This window comes from Thermomicrobiales bacterium (genome assembly GCA_041390825.1).
Taxonomy (GTDB): Bacteria; Chloroflexota; Chloroflexia; order Thermomicrobiales; family UBA6265; genus JAMLHN01.
On the sequence record JAWKPF010000016.1, the window covers coordinates 66,048 to 88,013 of the forward strand.

Below are 21,966 nucleotides of genomic sequence, written 5' to 3' on the forward strand. Positions count from 1 at the left end.
ATCCCAAGAACAATACCCAGTTTCCCCACGTTCATTCTACACAGCGCGCGGAGGGGCAAAAAGGTTTCCTGGGTGCCCGAATGGGTACGAACGGACCCTTGCGCTAGCCGGTGTTCTTGAGCGCTCCAGCTATCCCGTTGATGCTCAAGAGCACCGGGCGTAGGAAGGCGTCGACATCTCCGGTCTCCCGGAACCGTTTCAACAGTTCCACCTGGATGAAGGAGAGCGGGTCGACATACGGATTTCGCCGCGCGATCGAACGTTGCAGGACGGGATCTCGGTCGAGCAGGGCGGTTTGCCTGGTGACCGCGAGCAGGAGTTCGACCGTGCGTGCAAACTCGGCTGTGATGTCGGTCCAGATCCGTTCGCGCAATTCGACGGGTTCCACCAACCCGATGTACAGCTCTGCCACGCGCATGTCCGCTTTGGCCAGCGCCATCTCTGCGTTCGAGAGCACGGCGGCAAAATAGGGCCAGCCCTCGTCCATTTCCTGCAGGAATTCGAGTCCGTAGCGCTCTCGCGCGGTCTCCAGCGCCGAACCGAGTCCATACCAGCCCGGCAGCAGAATGCGCGCCTGGGTCCAGGAGAAGACCCAGGGAATCGCGCGCAGGTCTTCGATGCGGTGCGATGTGGTGCGCCGCGCCGGACGAGAGCCGAGTTTGAGCTCGCTCATTTCCCTGATCGGGGTGGCTTGCTCGAAAAAGGAGATGAATCCCTCGTCTCCGTAGACCAGCGCCTGGTAGACCTCGGTCGATCTGGCCGCCATGGTGGCCATGGCTTGCTCGAAGCGGGCGAGCTGATCGCCTTCAGGAGCATGGAGCAATCCAACCATGGAAACCAGCACAGCGCCGGTGACGAGTTCCAGCTCGCGATGGGCGATCTCCCGCAGACCGTAGCGTCCCGCCACGACTTCGCCTTGCTCGGTCATCTTGATGCGTCCGCGCACGGTATCGGCTGGTTGCGCCAGGATGGCGACGTTCGACGGGCCTCCGCCGCGCCCCACCGAACCGCCTCGTCCGTGGAAAAAGGTGAAGTCGACGCCAAAGGCCAGGAACAGGTCTTTCAGTTTGACCTGTGCTTCGTACAACGCCCACGACGAGGCGAGATAGCCGAGTTCCTTGTTCGAGTCGGAGTAACCGACCATCACTTCCTGCGCATTGCCTTGCGCTGCCAGCGCAGTGCGATAGACCGGCTGCATCAGCAGATCACGCATGACGCTATCCGCTGCCGCCAGCGACTCGCCTTGCTCGAAAAGCGGGGCGATGGGCAACCGGGCATCCACACCGCCGGGCCCCGCCAAACCGGCTTCTTTCATGAGCAAGAGAACTTCCAGCACATCGGACGCCGCTTCTCCGGCGGAGATGACGTATGTGCCGATTGCGTCCTGATGCTTCCCGTCCATCACTTCGCGGATGACCCGGAAGGTTTCGATCACTTCGGCGGCTTCGTGCGAATATCGGCCGAGGTCGATCGGCACGATCGGGCGCAAGCTCTCGATTTCTCGCGAGAGCAGGCGCACGCGCTCGGTCTCCGGCAACGATGCGTAGTCGGGCGCGATACCGGTGAGGCGGAACGATTCGTCGACGGCTCGTTCGTGGCGGCGGGAATGATCGCGAATGTCGAGGCTGGCGTAGTGAAAACCGAAGACCTCTACCTGCCGGATGAGATCGTGCAGATCGCCTCCGGTGATGAGCGCTTCGCCCCGGTCGATGAGGGTCCGCTCGATAAGGCGAAGATCGCTCAACAGCTCCCTTGGGCCGCTGTACGCGCCGGGAAGCTCGAAACGAGTGGCGCGCACCCGCTCGCGCATGAGCGTCAGCAGCTGACGGAACGGCTCATCGACGTTTTCCGCCATCAACCGCGCCGCGACCTCGGGGAACCGCTCCCGGTTGGCGTGCAAGAGCTCGTCCAGTTCCGGAAATTCGCCAGCGATCATGGTCGAAACCGAAATGCGTCCGGCCACTTGCCCGAACCGCTCGTCCAGCGATGTCAGACACGAATCGCGCATCATGACGAGGGCTTCGCGGGTTGCGTCCGGGGTAACGAACGGATTCCCATCCCGGTCGCCGCCAACCCAGGAGCCGAACGTGAGGAACGATGGCACGGGGATGAAGTCATCCGGATAGAGATCGGCGACGGCCTCTTCGAGGTCGCGGTAGATCTCGGGCACGATGTGATAGAGACTCGTGCGGAAATGGATCAGGTTCGCCTGGATTTCATCGCTGACCTTCATGCGCACCGCGCGCACCTCGCTGCTGCTCCAGAGCTCGGCCACTGTGGCAGCAAGCCGGTCGCGCACCCGCTCGATCTCGCGGGGCAGCAGATCCGCTTCGTCCATGTCGCGCAAGGTACGGAAAATGCGCGCTTGCTTTTCGAGAATCGTGCGGCGGCGTGCTTCGGTGGGATGGGCGGTCATCACCAGCCGAACCTGGGCGCGTTGCAGCAGCGCGGCCACATCTTCGCCGCTCATGCCGCGATCCTTGAGAACCTGAAGCGCTTCACGGATGGAGCCGCGGCGGGGCGCGGGAAAGGTTTCGGCTTCGCGCTTCCGGATGCGACGCACGCGTTCGTTGTCTTCGGAGAGATTGATGAGCTGGAAGTAACTGGTGAAAGCCCTGATGAGCAAGACCGCTTCGTCGATACTCAATCCTGCGATGAGCGCGTTGAGCTCGGTTCCTGCCGCGGGGTCGCCCGAGCGATGCGCCTTGGCGAGCGCGCGCACCGATTCTTCGAGGTCGAATCCATCCAATCCTGCCTGCGCGGTGATGACATCGCCGAGCAAATCGCCGAGGAAGTAAATGTCGTCCGAGATCGTTCGGCTCGAAGTCATGCGCGCCACGTTTCACGAAAACCGCGAGAATGCCGCATGGATCATACTCGCAGCCTGAGAAAACGACGGTCACGCCTCGATCCAGGCGTTGGAGGCTCGATCCAAAGAAAACGAGGGCCAGCATGACTGCGGGCACAGTGCTCGAGATTTTCACGACACCGGTGGCAGGCGCGCCGATGGCCGCGCAGACCCAGGCAGACGCCATGCCAGGACAGGGACTCGCCGGCGATCGCTATGCGCTGGGTATCGGGTTCTACTCGCAGAATCCGACAACGTCAGGCGCGCGGGAGCTGACCTTGATCGATACCGACGCAGTGGCGCAGGCGGCCGTGGATTCCGGGGCGCCATTCGCAACGCGCGAATGCCGCCGCAACCTCATCACCACTGGCATCGATCTCGACGCGTTGATTGGCAAAGCCTTCGCGATCGGCCCGGTGGTCTGCGAAGGCGTGCGCGCTTGTCCGCCATGTGTGCATCTGGAAGAGCTGACTGGCAGGGCGGTCATGAAGTCGCTTGTGCGCACCGGCGGTTTACGCGCTCGCATCGTGCGGGGCGGCACGATTCATGTTGGCGATTCGATCGTCGCAATCGGCCCTGCGGACGGGCCATCGGTGGGACAAGATGAGTAAGCAAGTGTTTCGGATTGCGGTCATTCCGGGGGATGGGATCGGCAAGGAAGTTGTGCCGGTCGGTCAGCAGGTGCTGGAAGCGCTGGCGCAGACGAGCGACGGCACGTTGGCATTCGAGTTCGAAGACTTTCCCTGGGGATGCGAGTACTACCTCGAGCATGGGGTCATGATGCCGGCAGACGGACTCGACCGGTTGCGGGACTTCGATGCGATTTACTTCGGCGCGGTCGGCTGGCCGGAGGTGCCGGACCATATCGCGCTCTGGGGGCTACGGCTGAACATCTGCCAGGGTTTCGACCAATACGCCTGTGTTCGGCCCGGCGTGCTCCTGCCGGGTATCGAGAGCCCGCTGCGCAACGGATCGCCGGAGACGATCGATTTCGTAGTGGTGCGCGAAAACTCTGAAGGCGAATACGCGGGTCTGGGTGGGCGGAATCTGGCTGCGCGCGGACCCGATCGCGAGGTTGCGGTTCAGTCCGCGTTGTTCACCGCCCTTGGCTGCGAGCGCATCATTCGCTATGCCTTCGACCTGGCGGGAACCCGCAAACGCAAGAAAGTGACCAGTGTCACCAAGAGCAATGCCCAGCAATACGCCATGACGCTGTGGGATGAGACCTTCGCCCGGGTGGCGCTCGACTATCCGGACATCGAAACAGAATCCGTGTTGGTCGACGCCATGGCAGCCAAGCTGGTGTTGCGCCCGGAAGCCTACGATGTGATCGTGGCGTCGAATCTGTTTGGCGATATCTTGTCCGACCTGGGCGGGGCGATTGCCGGGAGCCTTGGCATTGCCGCCAGCGCGAACATCGATCCGGAGCGGCGCTATCCGTCCATGTTCGAGCCGGTCCACGGCTCCGCGCCCGATATCGCCGGGCTTGGCATCGCCAATCCCATTGCTGCTGTGTGGAGCGCGGCCATGATGCTCGAGCATCTGGGACTGCGCGTCGAGGCGGAGCGCGTCATGCACGCGATCGAGTGGACCACCGAACATGGTCCGCGGACACCCGATCTTGGCGGTGTCGCGACGACCAAAGCGGTCGGTGATGCCATGGTGGACGTGCTCTTGCGGGGGTAGTTGGATGATCCAGGCGGCGCTCAATGGTTCACGACGGTGTGATGCGCATGTGGGGCTGCCTTGCTCGGCCGACCAACTCGCCCGGGACGCGGCCGCATGCGTAGCCGCTGGCGCGTCCGCCATTCACTTGCATCCGCGTGACGCCGCTGGGTTGGAAACGCTCGATCCCTTGACGATCTTTGCAGTCTGCCGGCAGGTCAAGGAAGCCGCCCGTGTGCCGGTTGGCGTATCTACCGGCGCCTGGATCGAGCCCGATCTCGAGAAACGGCTTGCCCTCGTTCGCAGCTGGTATGGACCCGACTACGCGTCGGTGAACTGCTCGGAAGAGGGGGCCGTGATGATCATGCAGGCGCTCATTGCGGCCGGCATCGGGGTCGAAGTTGGCATCGGCAGTATGGAAGATATAGACGTCTTCGCCCGCTCGATGTTGATCTTTTCGAACGGGGTGGTACGCCTGCTCATCGAGCCGGACGGCGACAGTCTGCCTGATGAAGAGGCTGCGGGCGCGCGGTTCGATGAGCTCCACGCGCAACTCGACCGGCTGGGCGCCATGAATCCGCGCATGCAACATACCGACGGGCCACTCGCCTGGTTCGCCCTGCGCGATGCCAAACGCCGGCGCTGGGATTCCCGCATTGGATTCGAGGATACCCTCACCGGGCCACGCAACAAACGCGTTGCGAGCAATGCCGAACTGGTCGCCGCGGCCGTCGAGGTCTTTGCGCGTCCTTGATCGCTGATCGATATCGCGGAATCCATCAACGAAAACAACGCATCACTTGACGCTGCCGCTCGCGAATTGCTAGGCTAATTCCGAGTTGTTTGATCGGATATTCTCATCATTCGGGAAAGGGATTTCGACCTTGGCAGATCGGGCAACAAACGGCACGGCGCTCCGAACCGTGACATGGGCTATCGACCGGCGTCGTCTGCTCATGGCCACGGGAGTTGGCGCAGGCGCGCTGGCGATCGGCCGGCTGGGCGCAGCTGCGCAGGCAACTCCAGAAGCGAGCGCCACCGCTGGCGGAACGATCACGGTCTATTCCGGCCGTTCCGAGGATCTGGTTGCGCCGGTACTGGCGATGTTCAGCGAGGCGACCGGAATTGCGGTCGAGGCGCGCTATGGCAACACCGCCGAGATGGCGGCGGCCATCCTTGAAGAAGGCGAGAACAGCCCGGCCGACGTGTATTACGCGCAGGATGCCGGCGCGCTCGGCGCAATCGAGGCGGCGGGTCTTTTCGCTCCGCTGCCGGCCGAAACGCTCGACATCGTCGATTCACGATTCCGTTCGTCCGCCGGCAACTGGGTCGGCGTTACTGGACGTGCCAGGGTGCTCGTCTACAACACCGATGAACTCGCTCCCGATGCGCTGCCTGCCACCGTGCAGGAACTGACCGGCGACGCCTGGGAGGGCAAGGTCGGCTGGGCGCCAACCAATGGCTCGTTCCAGGCGTTCATAACAGCCATGCGCGTCACCGAGGGTGAGGACGCTACGCGAGCATGGCTGCAGGGCATGATCGACAACGGCGCGGTCGTGTTCGAGGGCAATAGCGATATCGTCCGCGCAGTCGCAGCCGGCGAGATCGCCACCGGTCTCGTGAACAACTACTACATCTACGAGATCACGGCCGAGGAAGGCGAGATTCCGGTGGCGAACCATTTCTTCGAAGGGGGAAACATCGGTTCGCTCGTCAACATCTCCGGTCTCGGCGTGCTCAACACGTCGGCAAACCCCGAGGGAGCGTTGGCGCTCGCCAACTACCTGCTCGGTGAAGAAGCGCAAACGTATTTCGCCGAAAACACGTATGAGTATCCGCTGCTGGCCGGAGTCCCCACTGCTGAAGGGCTTCCACCGCTGGCCGAGCTCGATTCACCCGACATAGACCTTAGCCGCCTTGCCGATCTGGAGGGTACGCTGGCGCTGTTGGCCGAGGTTGGTCTCGTCTAGCGTTGGTTCGAGAACATGTGCCCATTCGTGGTGAGTCGATTTTGGCGGCCACGGCGGGCGGCGCCTACGCAAGGACGTCGGTCCAGGGGCACATGTTTCGCCAGCTGTTCCAGGCATCGCGTCTTGTAGAGGAACACCGTGCCCAATCCTCCCATTGGGCAATCTGAACCGGCGGGAACTGCCTTTCGTTGGGGTTTTCGCCGCCGCTCGACCCGGTCGATGCCGGTCGAGTTGCTGGCGCCGTCACTTCTGGTGACGGCGCTGGTTTTGCTTCCCCTGGCGTACCTGATCTATCGTGCGAGCCAGGCTGACGAGGGTGTCTTTCACCTCTGGTCCGGCGGCGTACGGTCGATCTGATCGTGGACACGGCCCTGCTGGCTGGCGCGGTCTCGGTTACCGCAGCCCTTATCGCGGTGCCGCTTGCGTGGCTCACCTTGCGAGCTGATCTGCCGGGGCGACGCGTCTTTGCAGCCGTTGCCATTCTGCCGCTTGTCATCCCGTCGTACGTCGGGGCGATTGCATACGTTGCCGCTCTCGGACCGCGCGGCGATCTACACGGATGGCTGCAAGGTTGGTTCGGTATCGAGACGATTCCGTCGATCTATGGCTTCTTCGGCGCGTGGCTGATCCTCTCCCTGTTCACCTATCCCTACGTCTATCTCAATGTCAGCGCGGCCCTGGCCGGTCTCGATCCCTCGATCGAGGATGCGGCGCGCGGCTTGGGTCGGGGACCGCTGGCGACGTTTTTCCGAATCACTCTGCCGATGCTGCGGCCGTCGATCCTTGCCGGTATGCTCCTGTCCGCTCTCTATACCGTCAGTGACTTTGGCGTGGTGACGCTGTTGCGCTACGACTCCCTCACCCGCGCAATCTACGTGCAATACCGCGCATCGTTCGACCGCTCCTACGCGGCGGCGCTGTCGTTGGTGCTCATTCTTTTTCACCCTTACGCTGCTCTTCGCAGAGATGAAGTTGCGGGGATCAGGGCGACAAGCCAGACTCGAGGCCCGGTGTCTCGCGCAGGGCTCGCAGGATCGCACTTGGACGGTGGCGCTATCCCGCGCTGGCGTATGTGCTGCTCGTGCTTGGACTATCGCTCGCGCTGCCGGTGCTCGTGCTGGCAAACTGGCTCGTGCGCGCCTGGCGCCGCGGCGACGACTTCGGGCAACTCGGCGCAGCAACCTGGAACACGCTTATGCTCGGCGTCCTTGGGGCGGCGATCGCGACGCTGTTGGCCATCCCGGTCGCGGTGCTGGCGGTTCGCTATCGCAGCCGTTTCTCGCTGACGATCGAGCGGTTAACACTGTCGGATACGGTCTGCCGGGTCTTACGATTGGCCTTACATTCGATATTCATCCCGGGCCAGACACCTGCCCCGCTTCTATCAAACCGTGCCGCTCTTGCTGGTGGCCTATCTGGTGCGATTCATCCCACAAGCCGTGGGGGCAACTCGCTCGTCGTTGTTGCAGATCGCTACCCAATGTCGAGGATGCCGCCCGGGGACTCGGTGAAACCGCTCACGGGACGCTGCGCAGAGTGACCCTCCACTGGCGCTTCCGGGTATCGGCGCCGGTGCATTGCTGATCTTCCTGACCGTGGTCAAGGAACTGCCGATGACCTTGCTCCTGCGGCCTTCTAGAATAAACCTGGCACGAAGTGCGCAGCAAACCAGCAGCGGATTCGGACGGGCCGCGGCGCCGGCGATCGTGCTGATGCTCATCTCCGTGGTCCCCGCATTGGTGCTGCTGAATCGCACCCGCCCCGATCGTATCGAGAGCATTCCAGAATGACCGCGCTGGCATGCACCAGGGTTGCCAAGCGGTTCGGATTGGTTCAGGCCGTCGACGGAGTCGACTTCGAGGTGGCCGAAGGGGATATCCTGGCCTTGCTCGGACCGAGTGGGTGCGGCAAGACGACGGCGTTGCGCATGGTGGCCGGGTTCGAGGATCCCGATCGCGGTTCGATCGCGATCGACGATGTGGTGGTGGCCGATGATACGCGGTCGCTTCCTCCCGAGCGGCGCAATGTGGGCATGGTTTTCCAGGACGGCGCGCTGTTTCCGCACCTGAGTGTCGCGAAGAATGTCAACTGGGATCGGGAACGGTCCGAAAGATGCGTTGGTCGAGGATGCGTTGCGTTTGGTCGGTCTGGAGGGGGCGGGATCGCGCATGCCGCATCAGCTTTCCGGGGGACAGCAACAACGGGTCGCGCTCGCCCGCGCGCTCGCGCCCAAGCCATCGTTGCTTCTGCTGGACGAACCGTTTTCGAGCCTGGATGCGGCGTTGCGAAGACGATTGCAGTCAGATGTGCGCGAGATCATCCTGCAGACTGGTGTGACGGCGCTGTTGGTCACGCACGACCAGGAGGAGGCTCTCAGCATGGCAGACCGAGTGGCAGTGATGTGGGAGGGGCGCATCCTTCAAATTGCGAGTCCGGACGAACTCTATCTTCGTCCGGTTTCCCGGCGGGTCGCCGAGTTCGTGGGGGAAGCCCAGTTTCTTCCGGGCTCCAGCGAAGGTCGAGTCGTGACATGTGCGTTGGGACGCTTGCCCTCAGTGAACTCCGCCAGCGGGCCTGTCGATGTGATGGTACGGCCAGAAATCCTGCGGCTTGCCCCCAGCTCGCAATCCGAAGGAGTGACCGCATTGGTGCGGGCGCGTGCCTTCTTCGGCCACGATCAGATGCTCGATTGCCTCCTGTCCGATGGGACAGTGATCCACGCGCGCACCAACGCCTATGCCGGGTTCCAACCGGGTGAGGAGGTCAGGATTACGGTGCGTGGCGCTGTACTGACCTTTCCGCCAGCATCACCTGAATGAGCGGTCTGATCTTTGAAACCGCATCCGCGGAAGAGACGCGCGCGCTTGGGGCGCGCATTGCCGCGCTGCTCGAACCGGGCGACGTGCTGCTCCTGCATGGGGATTTGGGAGCTGGCAAGACGACCCTCACTCAGGGGATCGGCGCGGCGCTGGGAATGACAGAGCTGGCGCAAAGCCCAACGTTTTCGCTCGTTGTCGATACCCCGCTTCCAAGCGGGGCGACCTTCCGCCACATCGATCTCTATCGGCTCGACGACCCGTCTGAGCTCGATGCGCTCGGCTTCGAAGAGCTGATGAGCGATCCAGTGGCGATCACGCTCGTCGAATGGCCCGAGCGTGCCGCCGGATCGCTGCCCGACGCCTATCTTTTGGTCGAGCTCGACCCGGTCGGCCCCGACCGGCGATCGATTCGACTGCGACCCATTGGTCTGGGGACACGCTTCACGTCCACGTCGTCCTTCTGAAGGGCGCTGGCGATCTGCACGAAATTCCCCAACACAGGATTCGGATCCCGCAGCCGCCAAGCCATGCTGAGCACCACATTGGGAACATCCCCCGCAATGTCGAAGTAGTGCACGTCAGAACGCGCGAGTGAACGCATTGATTCAGGCACGACTGCGTATCCCAATCCGGCAGCAACCAAGCCGAGAATCGTCTGCATCTGGATCCCTTCTTGACCACGCCGAGGTACGATGTCATGTTTCGCGAAGCACGAGACTATCGCCTCGAACAGTGCCGGACCGATCTGGCGAGGGATCGTTATCAGTTCTTCTCTTGCTAACAAGCGCAGATCGATATTCCCGGCCATTCCATCTGTAAATCGCTCCATTTCCCAACTTGCGGGAAGGGCGACGATCAGCCGATCGGTCCGAACCGGATGCCTCTGTATCCCCAGAATGGCACTCGTTGGACTATCGATGACAAGGCCGACATCGATCTCTCCATGGAGCAGCAACTCGAGCTGCACATCGGTTGTCGCCTCCCGCAAGCGAAGTGCAACGTCAGGATATCGATCGCGGAAAACGCGAAGCAGGTCGGGCAGATAGCCGTAAACAGCGGTCGATACGAACCCAACTGTCAAGGTTCCCTGGACGCCTCCAGCGAGGCGCAGAGCGCGTCGAGAGAACGACTTCGCGTCTTCCACGAGTGTCCGCGCATGTCTCAGCAGATCCGCTCCTGCTGGGGTCAGTACCACATGCCGGTGGGTCCGCTCGAACAGCTGAACCCCCAGTTCGACCTCGAGTTTCTGAATGGCCTGGGACAGCGGCGCCTGATGCATCCCGAGCCGCGCAGCGGCTCGCCCAAAGTGCAACTCCTCCCCCAGTGTGACGAATTGCTCCAATTGTCGAAGACTGAACCGGCCTCCGAGGTGCTCGCTCATATGGAAACCATATCAAACTATTGGGGATCATATATTTCACATCATCTTGACTACCAGATAGGCTCGACGGCGAGAGTCGGATGTCTTGCCCGGATGTCGATGGCCCAATCACTTTGCTGAACCGCCTTGAAGGATCTCTCTGGTTCGAGCAACGAGCATCCGTGGCGGCCATGGCGCTTGTGATTGATACGTGAATCGATGAAATGCGCTTGTCTCTGAGCGTATGGAGAAGGGGAGAGACATGCCAATTGGGCTGCCAAGCCAGACGGCCAAACGGTCCGCCGCCATTGTCGAGGGCATCGATCGGGCGGCGAACCGCTCAATGTATTACGCACTCGGGTACCAGCCGCATGACTTTGCCAAGCCGTTCATTGGTATCGCAAATGGGCACTCCACGATCACGCCGTGCAACGCGGGTCTGCAGAAGCTCGTCGATGCCGCTGCCGCAGCCGTAGAGGCTGCGGGAGGAAAGGCTCAAACGTTTGGCGTTCCCACCATTTCCGACGGCATGTCGATGGGCACCGAGGGAATGAAATACTCGCTCGTGTCGCGCGAGGTGATCGCTGATTGCATCGAAACTGTCTCCGGCGGTCAGTGGCTCGATGGCCTGGTGGTCGTCGGTGGTTGTGACAAGAATCTGCCAGGCGGCATGATCGGCATTGCCCGCGCGAACGTTCCCGCTGTCTATGTCTACGGAGGAACCGCAACACCCGGGGTACTCGATGGAGAAGCGCTTTCGATTGTCTCGCCCTTTGAGGCAGTTGGCGCTTGCGCGGCCGGGACAATCAGCCGGGACCAACTCACCAGGGTGGAGCGCGCCGCCATTCCGACGATTGGGTCGTGCGCTGGCATGTACTCCGCCAACACCATGGCAGCAGCATTCGAGGCTATGGGGATGTCACTGCTCGGTTCCTCGACGATGACCAACGTCGGGAAAGAGAAATCAGACAGTGCAGCGAAATCCGCACGACTCTTGTTACAGGCAGTCGAGCAACAACTGACGCCGCGAACGATCATCACCCGGCGATCGATAGAAAACGCGACAGCAGTGGTCATGGCGGTGGGAGGATCGACGAACGCAGTCCTGCACCTGCTTGCGATTGCGCGCGCTTCTGGGGTCGAGTGGACGCTCGATGACTTCGAACGCGTGCGCAAGCGCGTGCCGGTGATCTGTGATCTCAAGCCCTCGGGGAACTTCATGGCGACTGACTTGCATGCAGCGGGCGGTATTCCGGTCGTGCTCAATCAGTTGCTGGACGCCGGTCTCATCGATGGTGACTGCTTGACCATTACAGGTCAATCGCTCGGGGAGGAACTCGCGGCGTTCTCACACCAGCCAATAGGAGAAACATCGGTCATTCACCAGCTAGACCAAGCGCTTTACCCAGAGGGCCATCTCTCGATTCTTTTTGGGAATCTGGCTCCGGCTGGTGCAGTTGCAAAGACCAGCGGACTCCGCGTTCGGCGAATGCATGGTCCAGCTCGCGTTTTCGATGACGAGGCTTCCGCCATGGAGGCCATACTGGGCGGATCGATCGAATCTGGTTCGATACTCGTTCTTCGCTTCCTTGGACCCCGCGGCGCCCCCGGAATGCCCGAGATGCTCGCGCCGACTTCGGCCATTATCGGACGTGGGTTGGGGGAAACGGTCGGACTGATCACGGACGGCCGATTTTCTGGCGGGACCTGGGGAATGGTCGTTGGGCATGTTACGCCCGAGGCGTTCGATGGTGGTCCTATTGCTCTTGTGCGGGACGGAGACTCGATCGAGATCGACGCTGATCGGCGGGTTCTGTCTGTCGCTCTCACCGAGGACGAGCTTGCGGAACGGCGACGCTGTTGGTCTGCTCCGGCGCCGCGCTATCAGTCTGGTGTGCTGGCGAAATATGCCGCTCTCACCACTACCGCGAGTGAAGGCGCGCTGTGCGGATGAGCAGATGTGAAACGGGCGACGGAAGCCGTCGCCCGTTTCGATGTGCGTACGAAGACTATTGTCCCAGCGCTGCCAGGGCTTCGAGGACCGGCTGGGCCTCTTCCGTGAGGGTATTGGCAACGTCGTCGAAGACGGGCTGCACTTCCTCGCCCTGGACCGTGATCCGCTCGAGACCCTTGCCGATGATCTGGTCACCGTTGGGGATGAAGACGCGGGCCGAGTCCTGCGCCTTGGTCTTGGGAAGCTGATCGACCGCGGTCTTGAAGTTCGGGTTCTCGGCGAAGAATCCCTGCATGGTTTCGCTTTCGACCGCCGACTTGCGCACCGGCATGTAGCCTGTGGTCTGCGACCACCATTCGGTCTGCTCCGGGGCGGTGGCCCAGGAGACGAACTGGAACGCGGCGGCCTTCTGCTCGTCCGACTTGTCGGCCAGAATGGCGAGTCCGGACCCGCCGGTGCAGCAGCCAAAGGTCGCTGCCTCGGGCAGGAAGCAGGTGCCGAAATCGAACGTGGCATCGCGCTTGATGCCGCCCAGGCTGCCCGTGGACGCCATGATCGAAGCGGTGTACCCGTTCAGGAAGTCAGTGGTGACATCGTCCGGGGTCGTTGCCCAGCCATCCTGCACCGAATCCCGATAGAAGTTGCCAGCGGCAACGCCGTTTTCCTGGTTGATCAGGATGTTGAATTCGGGATCGGAGTAGGCCCCTTCGTACTGCCAGATGACGCACTGGAAGAGCCACGCGATGTAGGACGCGCCGTTCGGGTGCGCAAACGCCGCCCGGGTAATCGTGTCTCCGTCCTTGGTGACAAGGTCCTGCGCGACCGCGACGAGATCGTTCCAGTTCGCGGGCCCATCGGGGAGTCCGACGCCGTCGAACAGCTCCCGGTTGAAGTAGAAGAGCGGCGTCGAGCGCGCCATCGGGACCCAGTAGCTCTGACCATCGCGCACACCCTCGTTGAAGAGGGAGTCGACATAGTCGGTCGTATCGATCGACGCTGCCGCGAACATGTCCGTCAGCGGAGCAAGGGTGTTGTTCAGGTAGAACTTGAACCACCAGACATCAGAAAGCAGCGAAACATCTGGTGTCTGTTTGGCAGCCACAGCGGCCGTTAGCTTCTGCGCGGTCTCCTCGTACGTGCCCTGGTACTGGTACTCGAGCGCGACATCGGTCTGCGCCGCGTTGAAGTTGTCGCAGAGCGTCTTTTCCGCTTCGCCCAACTGGTCGGTGAAGGAACCCCAGTAGACGATCTTGGTCGGGCCGCTCTGGATCACCGCCGGTGCGGCGAAGGTCTTCGAGGCCTTGCTGGCCACCGTGAGGCCGGCGGCGGCAGCTGCCGTGCCCTTGAGCATTGTGCGTCGATTGATCGTGTTCATTCCGTCCCTTTCATACGTTCGAAAAAAGCCGTCGACTCCATTGTCGATTCCTGCGGCGCGTTGCCCGTGGGCCCTCGGAGAACGCGCGAGCATTCGAGAAGTTGTGGGCGCCTAGCTCTTGGTGGCGCCAGCGGTGATTCCGTCGATGATGTGTTTCTGCGCCCAGAGATAGACGAGAATCATCGGCGCGATCACGAAGAATGTGCCAGCGAGCAGTGGTCCCCATCGGGTGACCCCTTCGGGCTGGTAGAGATACGAAATGCCCACCGACAGGGTGCGCATCCGGTCCTGGTTGGTGACGATCAATGGCCAGAGGTAGTCGTTCCACTTGGCGACGAGCGAGATGAGCCCGAAGGTCACCAGCACCGGCTTCGCCATCGGAAGGACGATCTGCCAGAGCAGCTGCAGATGGTTTGCGCCATCGACCCGCGCTGCCTGGATCACCTCCCCTGGAAGCGACATAAAGGCTTGCCGCAACAGGAAGGTGCCGACAGCCACCGATGCGCCCGGCAGCACGATCCCCTGATAGGTGTTGATCCAGTTCTGCCCCAGGATGTCGGAGACCGTCAGGTAGTTCGGGATGATGGTGACTTGCTGCGGAATCATCAGCGCGGCCAGCAGCAGAATGAAGATGAGATTCTTGGCCGGAAACCGCAGGAACGCGAGCGCATACGCGGTCAGGCAGGCATTGGTGAGCTCCAGGGTCGTGCCAGCCAGCGTCGTGATGATGGTGTTGATGTAGAACCTACCGAATGGGGCGGCGTTCCAGGCATCGGTGTAGTTGTGCCATTGCGGGTCGGTTGGCAGCCACGTTGGCGGGAAGGTCATGATCTCCGCATTGGTCTTGAGCGAGCCGCTCAGCATCCAGAAGATCGGCACCAGGATGAGAATGACGACCAGCGCCATGCCCACGTACGAGAGGATCTCGACAAAATCGATCCTGGACCGATTGCGGTTGGGATGTTCGTACTCGATGCTAGCCATAATGCACCTTGCGCTCTGAGTAACGCAGCTGGATCAACGTAATCGCCAGCATGATGACGAAGAGCACCATGCTCGCCGCGCCGGCGCGTCCGGCGTTGAAGGCCACAAAGCCCTGTTGGTAGATGTAGTAGATGAGGATGTTGGTGGCATCGACCGGTCCGCCGCGGGTCATCACGTTGATGATGTCGAAGGCCTGGAAGGAGTTGAGGATCGACGTCACCACGACGAAGAACATGATCGGCGACAGCATGGGCAGGGTGACATTTCGGAACTTGCTCATGCGGCCAGCACCGTCGACCGTGGCGGCTTCGTAGAGATCGCGTGGGATGCCCTGCAGCCCAGCCAGGAAGATCACGGTCGCGAGACCGACGTTTTTCCAGATGTAGACGATGATCACGGCTGGCAGGGCCCATTGCGGATCTCCCAACCAGGAAGGGGACTGGATGCCGATCGTCTTCAGGAACCCGGCCAGAATGCCGTAGCGCGGATCAAAGATATAGACCCAGACGATGCCGATGGCGGCGCCACTGAGGAGGGTCGGCATGAAGACCGACGCGCGGGCGAAGTTGCGAAAGTGCAATTTCTGGTTGAGCAGCAGGGCGATCGTCAGGCCGAGCACAAGCGATCCGCCGACGGCGCCAATGGCAAACCAGAATGAATTCACGAGCACTTCGCGGAACGTGTCGTCGTTCCAGAGGTAGCGATAGTTGTCCGCGCCCACCCACCGTTTAGTCGGCGAGATCATGTCCCAGCGCACCCCGCTCAGGTACGCGGTTTGAATCATCGGCCAGTAGCTGAAGACCCCGAAGAGGATGAAGTTCGGAGCGATGAAGAGCAGGAAGAGCAGCCATTCCGACCAGGGCCGCCGCTTGCGACGGGTCTGCTCGACCGGCAGGGCCTGGTCGGCGGCCGCGGAACTCTCCAGCGTGATTGACGTTGATCCCTGCAACTCAGCCTCGATGCTTATGCCAGAATCGGTCAGTGACCGAGGGTGCAATTCTCGGCAAGGCCAGCCATCGCCTTGTCAAGCCACCGTTAAACTTTGGATCGATAGATTATCAAGACTAGTACACCAGAATGACAACTATGGCAACTTTCGGGACCAACGAGCGAGCGAATTCGAAGCGATCCTGGGTGGCGGCAATCGACACATCCAGCGACCGCGCCGGTGTTGCGCTCTTCGACGGCAGCGAAGTTGCCGTGCTTGCCTGGATGGCTCATCGCAATCATACGGTCGACACGCTGGCCCAGCTCGACCACGTGCTCCGGTTGTCTGGATTGGCATTGCACCAGCTCGATGGTGTGGCCGTCGCGACCGGGCCGGGGTCGTTTTCCGCTCTTCGGGTGGGGGCGAGCATCGCCAAGGGCATCGTCTTTTCGCTTGGCGCGCCGTTGGTTGGTATTCCAACCACTCGCGCAATCGCCGCCAGCGTGACCTGCGTCGATCGCCCCGTGATCGCTGTCATGCCGGCGGGCCGAGGACGCGTCGTCTGGAGCAAATGCGCTGATGGCGCGCTCGAACCGCCCCGAAACACCACAGTGGAGGAGCTGCGCGCGGTGGCGCATGCCGAGCAAGCGGTTGTTGCCAGCGAGTCCGCGTTGAGTGGCATCGGAGACGTCGTGGTGATCCCTGCGGGAGCGCGCGTCGAGCAGATTGCGCGGTTGGGCTGGGAGCGCATTCTCCAGGGCGAGCGGGACGATCCTGCGATGCTCGAGCCGATCTATGCCCATGGCCGCCGATCGATGGATGCCGTACCCGGATGAGCAAGCCATTGCCGTTCACCATCGAACCGATGCGCCTCGAAGACGTTCCCGAGGTTAGCCGGGTCGAGCGCCGATGCTTCAGCAATCCGTGGCCGACCGCGGCCTATCGTCGCGAGCTGCGCAATCTCGAGCACAACTACTACATCGTGTTGCGGGGCTCCGATGCGCAATCGGTGCAATCTCGTGACCGCTTCGTCGACGAGTTCACAGAAAACTGGCGCAATTTGCGCTCGCTTGGCCTGCTGTCATTCACCCGGCGTGCGGCCAATGCGGCTCCACCGATCGCGGGATTTGCGGGCATGTGGCAGCTCTATGACGAAGCCCATGTCACGACCATCGGCATCGATGTGCCCTTTCGTGGCCGAGGGCTGGGAGAGGCGCTCCTGCTGCGGCTGATGGACGAAGCGGTGCGCCGCGGAGCGAACGTGATGACGCTCGAGGTGAGGGTCTCGAATGAGGGCGCCATCCGTCTCTACGAGAAGTATGGGTTCAGCGTGCATGGCGTGCGCCCGCGCTACTACTCGGACAATGGCGAAGACGCTTATCTGATGTGGTCTCCGCCGCTGCGAGATCCCGGCTATCTGCATCAGGTGGACGAACTCCGTCACAGCCTGGTCGAGCGGCTGGCTGGCACACTGGCAGTTTCGCCGCATGCCCCGGTATGGGCCTCGCGTCGCATCGACGATCGGGTCGTCTCGTGAACGTGCTCGGTATCGAAACATCGTGCGACGAGACGTCTGCCGCGGTCGTGCGCGGTGGGACCGAGGTCCGCTCGAACGTGGTTTCGTCGCAGATCGCGCTGCATCGGGACCATGGCGGGGTGGTCCCCGAACTGGCTGCCCGCGCGCAACTGACCGCCATCATTCCCGTGGTCGAGGCAGCTCTGGCCGAGGCGAAGCTGGAACTCGATGAGATCGATGCCATCGCCGTGACGCGCGGTCCGGGGTTAGCGGGATCGCTGCTCGTCGGGGCGAATTTCGCCAAGGCGCTGGCCTACGCCCGTTCGATTCCGCTCGTTGGGGTGAATCATCTCGAGGCGCATCTCTACGCGAATTGGCTGGTTCCACCTGAGTCCGAATCGACGCAGCCCGAGTTTCCCGTTCTGGCTCTGCTGGTGTCCGGCGGGCACACCGAGCTGATGCTGATGACCGGGCACGGCCGATACGCTCATCTCGGCCGCACGCTGGACGATGCCGCGGGGGAAGCATTCGACAAGGGCGCCCGACTGCTCGGTCTCGGATATCCCGGGGGCCCAGCCATCCAGCAGGCTGCCATCGGCGGGAGAACAGATGCGTTCGCGCTCCCGCGAGCGTGGCTTGGCGAGAGCAACGATTTCAGCTTCTCCGGACTGAAGACCGCGTTGCTGCGCGAGGTCGAGCCCTATCGTCTCCCCGATCCCGAGCCGGAACCCCAGGACGATGCGCCCTTCCGCAAGCACCGCCCACCGCGCTTCGCGGAGACGTTGCCGGTGGCCGATCTGGCGGCCTCGTATCAGGAAGCCATTGTCGACGTCCTGGCGGTCAAGACCGCCAGAGCGGCCGAGGCGCTGGACATCCGTCAGGTGGTGTTGGCTGGGGGTGTCGCTGCCAACCGGGCATTGCGGGAACGGCTCGCCGGTGAAGTCGATCTGCGCGCGGGGGCTATGCTTCGTGTGCCGGCGCTCATGTATTGCACCGACAATGCGGCCATGGTGGCCGCCGCCGGATACTTCGCGCTCAGACGAGGCGCGCAATCGGGCTGGGAGCTGGATGTCGCTTCCCGTTTGCCCATCGGAGGATCAGATTCGTGACCGTTTCTGCCGCGCCAGCGGGCGCGCGTGAACTTGCGACCGAAACCGCGCTAGCTGCCGGGTCGGTGCTGCGCGAGCGTTTGTCGCTCGACCGGACGATCGATTTCAAAGGGGCCATCGATCTCGTAACCGACGCCGACCGGGCCTCGGAAGAACTCGTGGCCACCGCAATCCTGGATCGTTTTCCCGAGCATCGGTTTGTTGGCGAGGAGAACACGTTTCTCTCCGGTGACATCCCGGCCGGGACCGATCTCTATTCCTGGATCGTCGACCCGCTCGATGGCACGACCAACTACGCCCATCGCTACCCGCATTTCGCCGTGTCGATCGCGCTGGAACATGCCGGCCATGTCATTCTCGGCGTGGTCTATGACCCAATGCGGGACGAGCTCTTCGTGGCGGAGCGCGGCGGCGGCGCGACCCTGAATGGCAGCCCGATTGCGGTTTCGCGCATCGATTCGCTGGAGCGGTCGCTTCTGGGCACCGGGTTTGCTTATTCCGAGGAGGATCGGCGAGAGAACGCGCGGGTCTGGAACGGGTTTCTGACGCGATCACAGGGAGTTCGGCGTGATGGATCGGCTGCCCTGAATCTGTGCTACGTGGCATGCGGCAGGCTGGACGGTTTCTGGGAGCGTCCGCTGAACGCATGGGATCTGGCCGCCGGTTCGCTGCTGGTGGAAGAGGCCGGCGGCATCGTGGCGGGATATGACGGCACCCCGTTCGGACCGTATCGCCGTGAAATCATCTGCTCGAACGGACTGATCCAGGACGATCTCGTTCGACAGGTCAGCCAGCTGGCGAAGTCCGATGGATGACTTCTGGAGCGACGGCTTTCGCATGAACTTCGACGAAGACGAGTTCTATCCCGACCAGCTCAAGGTCGCGCTGGCAGACGCGGTTGTGATGAGCATCTTCTTTGTCCGGGTCGGCAGCACGATGGTGCTCGATTTTCGCAGCGCCGAGGGGGTCAATCCGGCAGTGATGGTCGACGGCATGACCTCGACTCCGAAAGAGCGTCTTCTCTCGTTTCGCCGATTGCGGCCGGAGCTGCCGATCCCCGAGGAAATCACCCTGGCTCCCTGGGCCGAACGCGTGCGTGAGTTCGAGCAATCGGGCGTTCTGGAGCGCCTGATGGAACGATGCGATGAGTTGGGTGGAATCGATCTCATGCAGCAGGCACGGGCCGCGTACTTGCAACTGTTGGCCGAGGAGAAGAAGATTCTTCGTGACATGGTCAGCGGCATAGGCATGGAGACGATCTGGGAGCGCCCGACTCCCCGGTAGGAATCCATCCAGGCCGAGCATGCAGAGCGCGGAGGTGGATCGCATGAAAGCGTATGTGCTGATGACGACGCGGGTGGGCGCTTCGCCTGAGATCCAGGACGAACTGCGCGGTTGGGGACCGGAGGGTGGCATTCACGAGGTCGATGCCGTGGCGGGAAACTACGATGTTGTCGCGGTCGTCGAGGCTCCCGGACCGAAGGAAATCGGCGATATCGTCATGGGAAAGATCCAGCATCTGGACGGTGTCCTCACGACGGTCACCCTCTTTTCCATCGGCTGATTGCCGTTCACCTGCTAGACTGAAAAACGCCGAACGCACCGAGTACGATGGCACGGCGGGTTCCCGGGACAACGTGAGGCTGGTCGCGTTGCCGTACTGCCCCGTCAGGGAGAAAGGAGCCGGGCGATGAAACTGATCATTGCCGTCGTTCAGGACGAAGACATCGAAGCCCTGACCACCGAGCTGATCGATAACAACATTCGATTCACCAAGGTCAGCACATCTGGCTCGTTTCTGCGCATGGGGAACACGAGCTTGCTGATCGGTATCGAAGACGAGAAGGTGCCAGGTGTGATGGCGTTGCTCAAGCGCACGTGCCATCGCCGCACCCAGATTGCGGTGCCCTATTCCCCTGCGCTCGAGCCTGGACTGCTCTATATGCCGGAGAATTTCGAGGTCGAAGTCGGCGGCGCCATTGTCTTCGTCGCCAATGTCTCTCGCTTCGAGCGCATCACGCACGATCAGGTTGCGTCCTGAGACGATTTCTGAACGCAATCTGCACCTGAATCTGTCATCCTGAAGCGCACAGAATCGCCCTCTGGCGGGTGGTTTGGGATTGCCCCTTGGCAGCCGACGCGCTGCCGTGAGTGGGAATGTGTCCGGATACTGATGTTCGAGAAAGGTCGAAGGGGTGGGTGACGTGTCCAAACGGCGGCTGAGCCGGGAAGAGATCGTGGAAATGGCGAGCGAACTGATCGCCATCCCCTCGCCGACCGGCACAGAGGCCGCCATCATGGCGTTCGTCACCGACTGGTGCGACCGCCATGGGCTCCCCTACGATGTCTTCACCAAGAACGAAGCCCAGCCAAACGTGGTCATCTCGATCGGCAATGGTGATGGACCGACCCTCGTGATGAACGGGCACCTCGATACCGTTCCGGTATCCGATCCGGATGCCTGGATCTCTGGTCCGTACGAACCGCGGATCAGCGACGATGGCAAGCTGATCTACGGCCGTGGCGCGTCGGATATGAAGTCCTCCACCGGCGTGATGATGCTGCTGATGAAGCTCTTCCGCGATGAGCCGATCAAGGGCCGGTTGCAGGCGCACGTGGTCTCGGACGAAGAAACTGGCGGCAGCCAGGGAACCGTCTTTCTGATGGACGAGATCGCCGCGGGACGGCTCGTCAAGCCTGACTACTGCCTGATCGGTGAAAAGAGCGACCTGAAAGTCCGCAATGCCGAGCGTGGTCTCTTCCAGATGGAGATCGTTTTTCACGGGCGCGCGAGTCACACCGCTGCCGCGCGCGTGACCGGCATCAATGCCTTGGCAAAAGCTGCCAAGGGCATTCTGGCGATCGAGGGCGATATCGACCGCTATCACCCCGCGGTGGGCAAACCCGTGGTCAGCGTCAACATGATCGAGGCCGGAGTCGCGCACAACGTCGTACCGGGCGAGGCGAAGATCCACGTCGACCGGCGGCTCATCCCAGGCGAGACACGCGAATCGGTTGTCGCCGAGATTCGAGCCCAGCTCGATGCCGTCGCGGCCGAGGATCCCGACTTCAGATACACCCTGATCGAGGACCCGAACGGGGACTTCATCCCGGCCAACATCACAGAGGACGACTCTCCACTGGTGAAAGCCGTACAGCAAGGTGTGCGGGACGAGATAGGGGTCGAGCCAGAGTTCTTCGTCGCCTGGGCTGGCGCCACGGATGGCCGTTTCTACCGGCAAGCCGGAGTCGATACCGTCGGGTTCGGACCGGGCGGCGAGGCCGCGCACGGCGCGAATGAAGCAGGCTATATCGACGATCTGGTTGCTGAGGCGAACGTCTACGCCGCCACCATCGAGCGCTTGCTGCTCTCATAAGCCACATTTCTGCCAGATTCTCGCTCGACGGAACGCCGCGCGACGGTACAGCGCCGGTGGA

The 21,966-nt window shown here is 62.1% G+C and carries 23 protein-coding genes; 19 read left to right on the forward strand and 4 right to left on the reverse strand.

Annotation, left to right across the window (positions count from 1 at the left end; genetic code table 11):
- Positions 1–103: 103 nt before the first annotated feature.
- Entirely contained in the window at positions 104–2,830 is a 2,727-nt protein-coding gene (gene ppc, locus R2855_10320; protein MEZ4531415.1) for a phosphoenolpyruvate carboxylase, read from the reverse strand.
- A 122-nt stretch (positions 2,831–2,952) separates the two neighbouring features.
- On the opposite strand from ppc, the gene R2855_10325 reads away from it, so the two are divergent.
- The 11 genes from R2855_10325 (at position 2,953) to ilvD (ending at position 12,616) form a co-directional block, all read left to right on the forward strand.
- Positions 2,953–3,459 (forward strand): MOSC domain-containing protein, encoded by a 507-nt coding sequence (locus tag R2855_10325; protein ID MEZ4531416.1) that lies wholly within the window; start codon positions 2,953–2,955, stop codon positions 3,457–3,459.
- The gene (locus R2855_10330; protein MEZ4531417.1) at positions 3,452–4,534 is read left to right on the forward strand and encodes a tartrate dehydrogenase; all 1,083 of its coding nucleotides are present in this window, start codon (positions 3,452–3,454) and stop codon (positions 4,532–4,534) included. The genes R2855_10325 and R2855_10330 overlap by 8 nt, the downstream gene beginning before the upstream one ends.
- A gap of 4 nt (positions 4,535–4,538) precedes the next feature.
- Entirely contained in the window at positions 4,539–5,267 is a 729-nt protein-coding gene (locus R2855_10335) for a 3-keto-5-aminohexanoate cleavage protein (GenBank protein ID MEZ4531418.1), read from the forward strand.
- 130 nt (positions 5,268–5,397) lie between these two features.
- Positions 5,398–6,483 carry an iron ABC transporter substrate-binding protein gene (locus R2855_10340; protein ID MEZ4531419.1) on the forward strand — a complete coding sequence of 362 codons (1,086 nt, stop codon included), beginning with the start codon at positions 5,398–5,400 and terminating at the stop codon, positions 6,481–6,483.
- 138 nt (positions 6,484–6,621) lie between these two features.
- Complete coding sequence (locus R2855_10345; GenBank protein MEZ4531420.1) at positions 6,622–6,840, forward strand: hypothetical protein; 219 nt, start codon at positions 6,622–6,624, stop codon at positions 6,838–6,840.
- A 2-nt stretch (positions 6,841–6,842) separates the two neighbouring features.
- Positions 6,843–7,769, forward strand: a complete 927-nt coding sequence (locus tag R2855_10350; GenBank protein MEZ4531421.1) for an ABC transporter permease subunit — start codon at positions 6,843–6,845, stop codon at positions 7,767–7,769.
- 291 nt (positions 7,770–8,060) lie between these two features.
- A complete protein-coding gene (locus R2855_10355) occupies positions 8,061–8,273 on the forward strand; it encodes a hypothetical protein (GenBank protein MEZ4531422.1) in 213 nt (70 codons plus the stop codon).
- Between the two features lie 291 nt (positions 8,274–8,564).
- Positions 8,565–9,302: an ABC transporter ATP-binding protein gene (locus R2855_10360; GenBank protein ID MEZ4531423.1), complete on the forward strand. Its 738-nt coding sequence runs from the start codon at positions 8,565–8,567 to the stop codon at positions 9,300–9,302.
- The gene (gene tsaE / locus R2855_10365) at positions 9,299–9,766 is read left to right on the forward strand and encodes a tRNA (adenosine(37)-N6)-threonylcarbamoyltransferase complex ATPase subunit type 1 TsaE (protein MEZ4531424.1); all 468 of its coding nucleotides are present in this window, start codon (positions 9,299–9,301) and stop codon (positions 9,764–9,766) included. Before R2855_10360 ends, tsaE begins: the two co-directional genes overlap by 4 nt.
- A 479-nt stretch (positions 9,767–10,245) precedes the next feature.
- Complete coding sequence (locus tag R2855_10370; protein ID MEZ4531425.1) at positions 10,246–10,803, forward strand: hypothetical protein; 558 nt, start codon at positions 10,246–10,248, stop codon at positions 10,801–10,803.
- 121 nt (positions 10,804–10,924) lie between these two features.
- Positions 10,925–12,616 carry a dihydroxy-acid dehydratase gene (ilvD, locus tag R2855_10375; protein ID MEZ4531426.1) on the forward strand — a complete coding sequence of 564 codons (1,692 nt, stop codon included), beginning with the start codon at positions 10,925–10,927 and terminating at the stop codon, positions 12,614–12,616.
- 55 nt (positions 12,617–12,671) lie between these two features.
- Here the strand turns inward: ilvD and R2855_10380 are convergent, their stop codons facing one another.
- The 3 genes from R2855_10380 to R2855_10390 all read right to left on the reverse strand — a co-directional run bounded on the left by R2855_10380 (position 12,672) and on the right by R2855_10390 (position 15,924).
- The gene (locus tag R2855_10380) at positions 12,672–13,991 is read right to left on the reverse strand and encodes an ABC transporter substrate-binding protein (GenBank protein ID MEZ4531427.1); all 1,320 of its coding nucleotides are present in this window, start codon (positions 13,989–13,991) and stop codon (positions 12,672–12,674) included.
- Between the two features lie 111 nt (positions 13,992–14,102).
- Complete coding sequence (locus R2855_10385; protein ID MEZ4531428.1) at positions 14,103–14,975, reverse strand: carbohydrate ABC transporter permease; 873 nt, start codon at positions 14,973–14,975, stop codon at positions 14,103–14,105.
- Positions 14,968–15,924 carry a sugar ABC transporter permease gene (locus R2855_10390; GenBank protein ID MEZ4531429.1) on the reverse strand — a complete coding sequence of 319 codons (957 nt, stop codon included), beginning with the start codon at positions 15,922–15,924 and terminating at the stop codon, positions 14,968–14,970. The genes R2855_10385 and R2855_10390 overlap by 8 nt, the downstream gene beginning before the upstream one ends.
- Before the next feature lie 137 nt (positions 15,925–16,061).
- On the opposite strand from R2855_10390, the gene tsaB reads away from it, so the two are divergent.
- The 8 genes from tsaB to R2855_10430 all read left to right on the forward strand — a co-directional run bounded on the left by tsaB (position 16,062) and on the right by R2855_10430 (position 21,905).
- Positions 16,062–16,739: a tRNA (adenosine(37)-N6)-threonylcarbamoyltransferase complex dimerization subunit type 1 TsaB gene (gene tsaB, locus R2855_10395; GenBank protein MEZ4531430.1), complete on the forward strand. Its 678-nt coding sequence runs from the start codon at positions 16,062–16,064 to the stop codon at positions 16,737–16,739.
- Positions 16,736–17,440, forward strand: coding sequence for a ribosomal protein S18-alanine N-acetyltransferase (rimI, locus tag R2855_10400; protein MEZ4531431.1), 705 nt, complete (start codon positions 16,736–16,738; stop codon positions 17,438–17,440). Before tsaB ends, rimI begins: the two co-directional genes overlap by 4 nt.
- Positions 17,437–18,528 (forward strand): tRNA (adenosine(37)-N6)-threonylcarbamoyltransferase complex transferase subunit TsaD, encoded by a 1,092-nt coding sequence (gene tsaD / locus R2855_10405; protein MEZ4531432.1) that lies wholly within the window; start codon positions 17,437–17,439, stop codon positions 18,526–18,528. The genes rimI and tsaD overlap by 4 nt, the downstream gene beginning before the upstream one ends.
- Positions 18,525–19,343, forward strand: a complete 819-nt coding sequence (locus R2855_10410; GenBank protein MEZ4531433.1) for an inositol monophosphatase family protein — start codon at positions 18,525–18,527, stop codon at positions 19,341–19,343. The genes tsaD and R2855_10410 overlap by 4 nt, the downstream gene beginning before the upstream one ends.
- Positions 19,336–19,812, forward strand: a complete 477-nt coding sequence (locus R2855_10415; protein MEZ4531434.1) for a hypothetical protein — start codon at positions 19,336–19,338, stop codon at positions 19,810–19,812. Before R2855_10410 ends, R2855_10415 begins: the two co-directional genes overlap by 8 nt.
- 43 nt (positions 19,813–19,855) lie before the next feature.
- Positions 19,856–20,092 carry an Lrp/AsnC ligand binding domain-containing protein gene (locus R2855_10420; protein MEZ4531435.1) on the forward strand — a complete coding sequence of 79 codons (237 nt, stop codon included), beginning with the start codon at positions 19,856–19,858 and terminating at the stop codon, positions 20,090–20,092.
- A gap of 126 nt (positions 20,093–20,218) precedes the next feature.
- On the forward strand, positions 20,219–20,569 hold the full coding sequence (locus R2855_10425; GenBank protein MEZ4531436.1) for a cyclic-di-AMP receptor: 351 nt from the start codon (positions 20,219–20,221) through the stop codon (positions 20,567–20,569).
- 163 nt (positions 20,570–20,732) lie between these two features.
- On the forward strand, positions 20,733–21,905 hold the full coding sequence (locus tag R2855_10430) for an ArgE/DapE family deacylase (GenBank protein ID MEZ4531437.1): 1,173 nt from the start codon (positions 20,733–20,735) through the stop codon (positions 21,903–21,905).
- Positions 21,906–21,966: the final 61 nt, after the last annotated feature.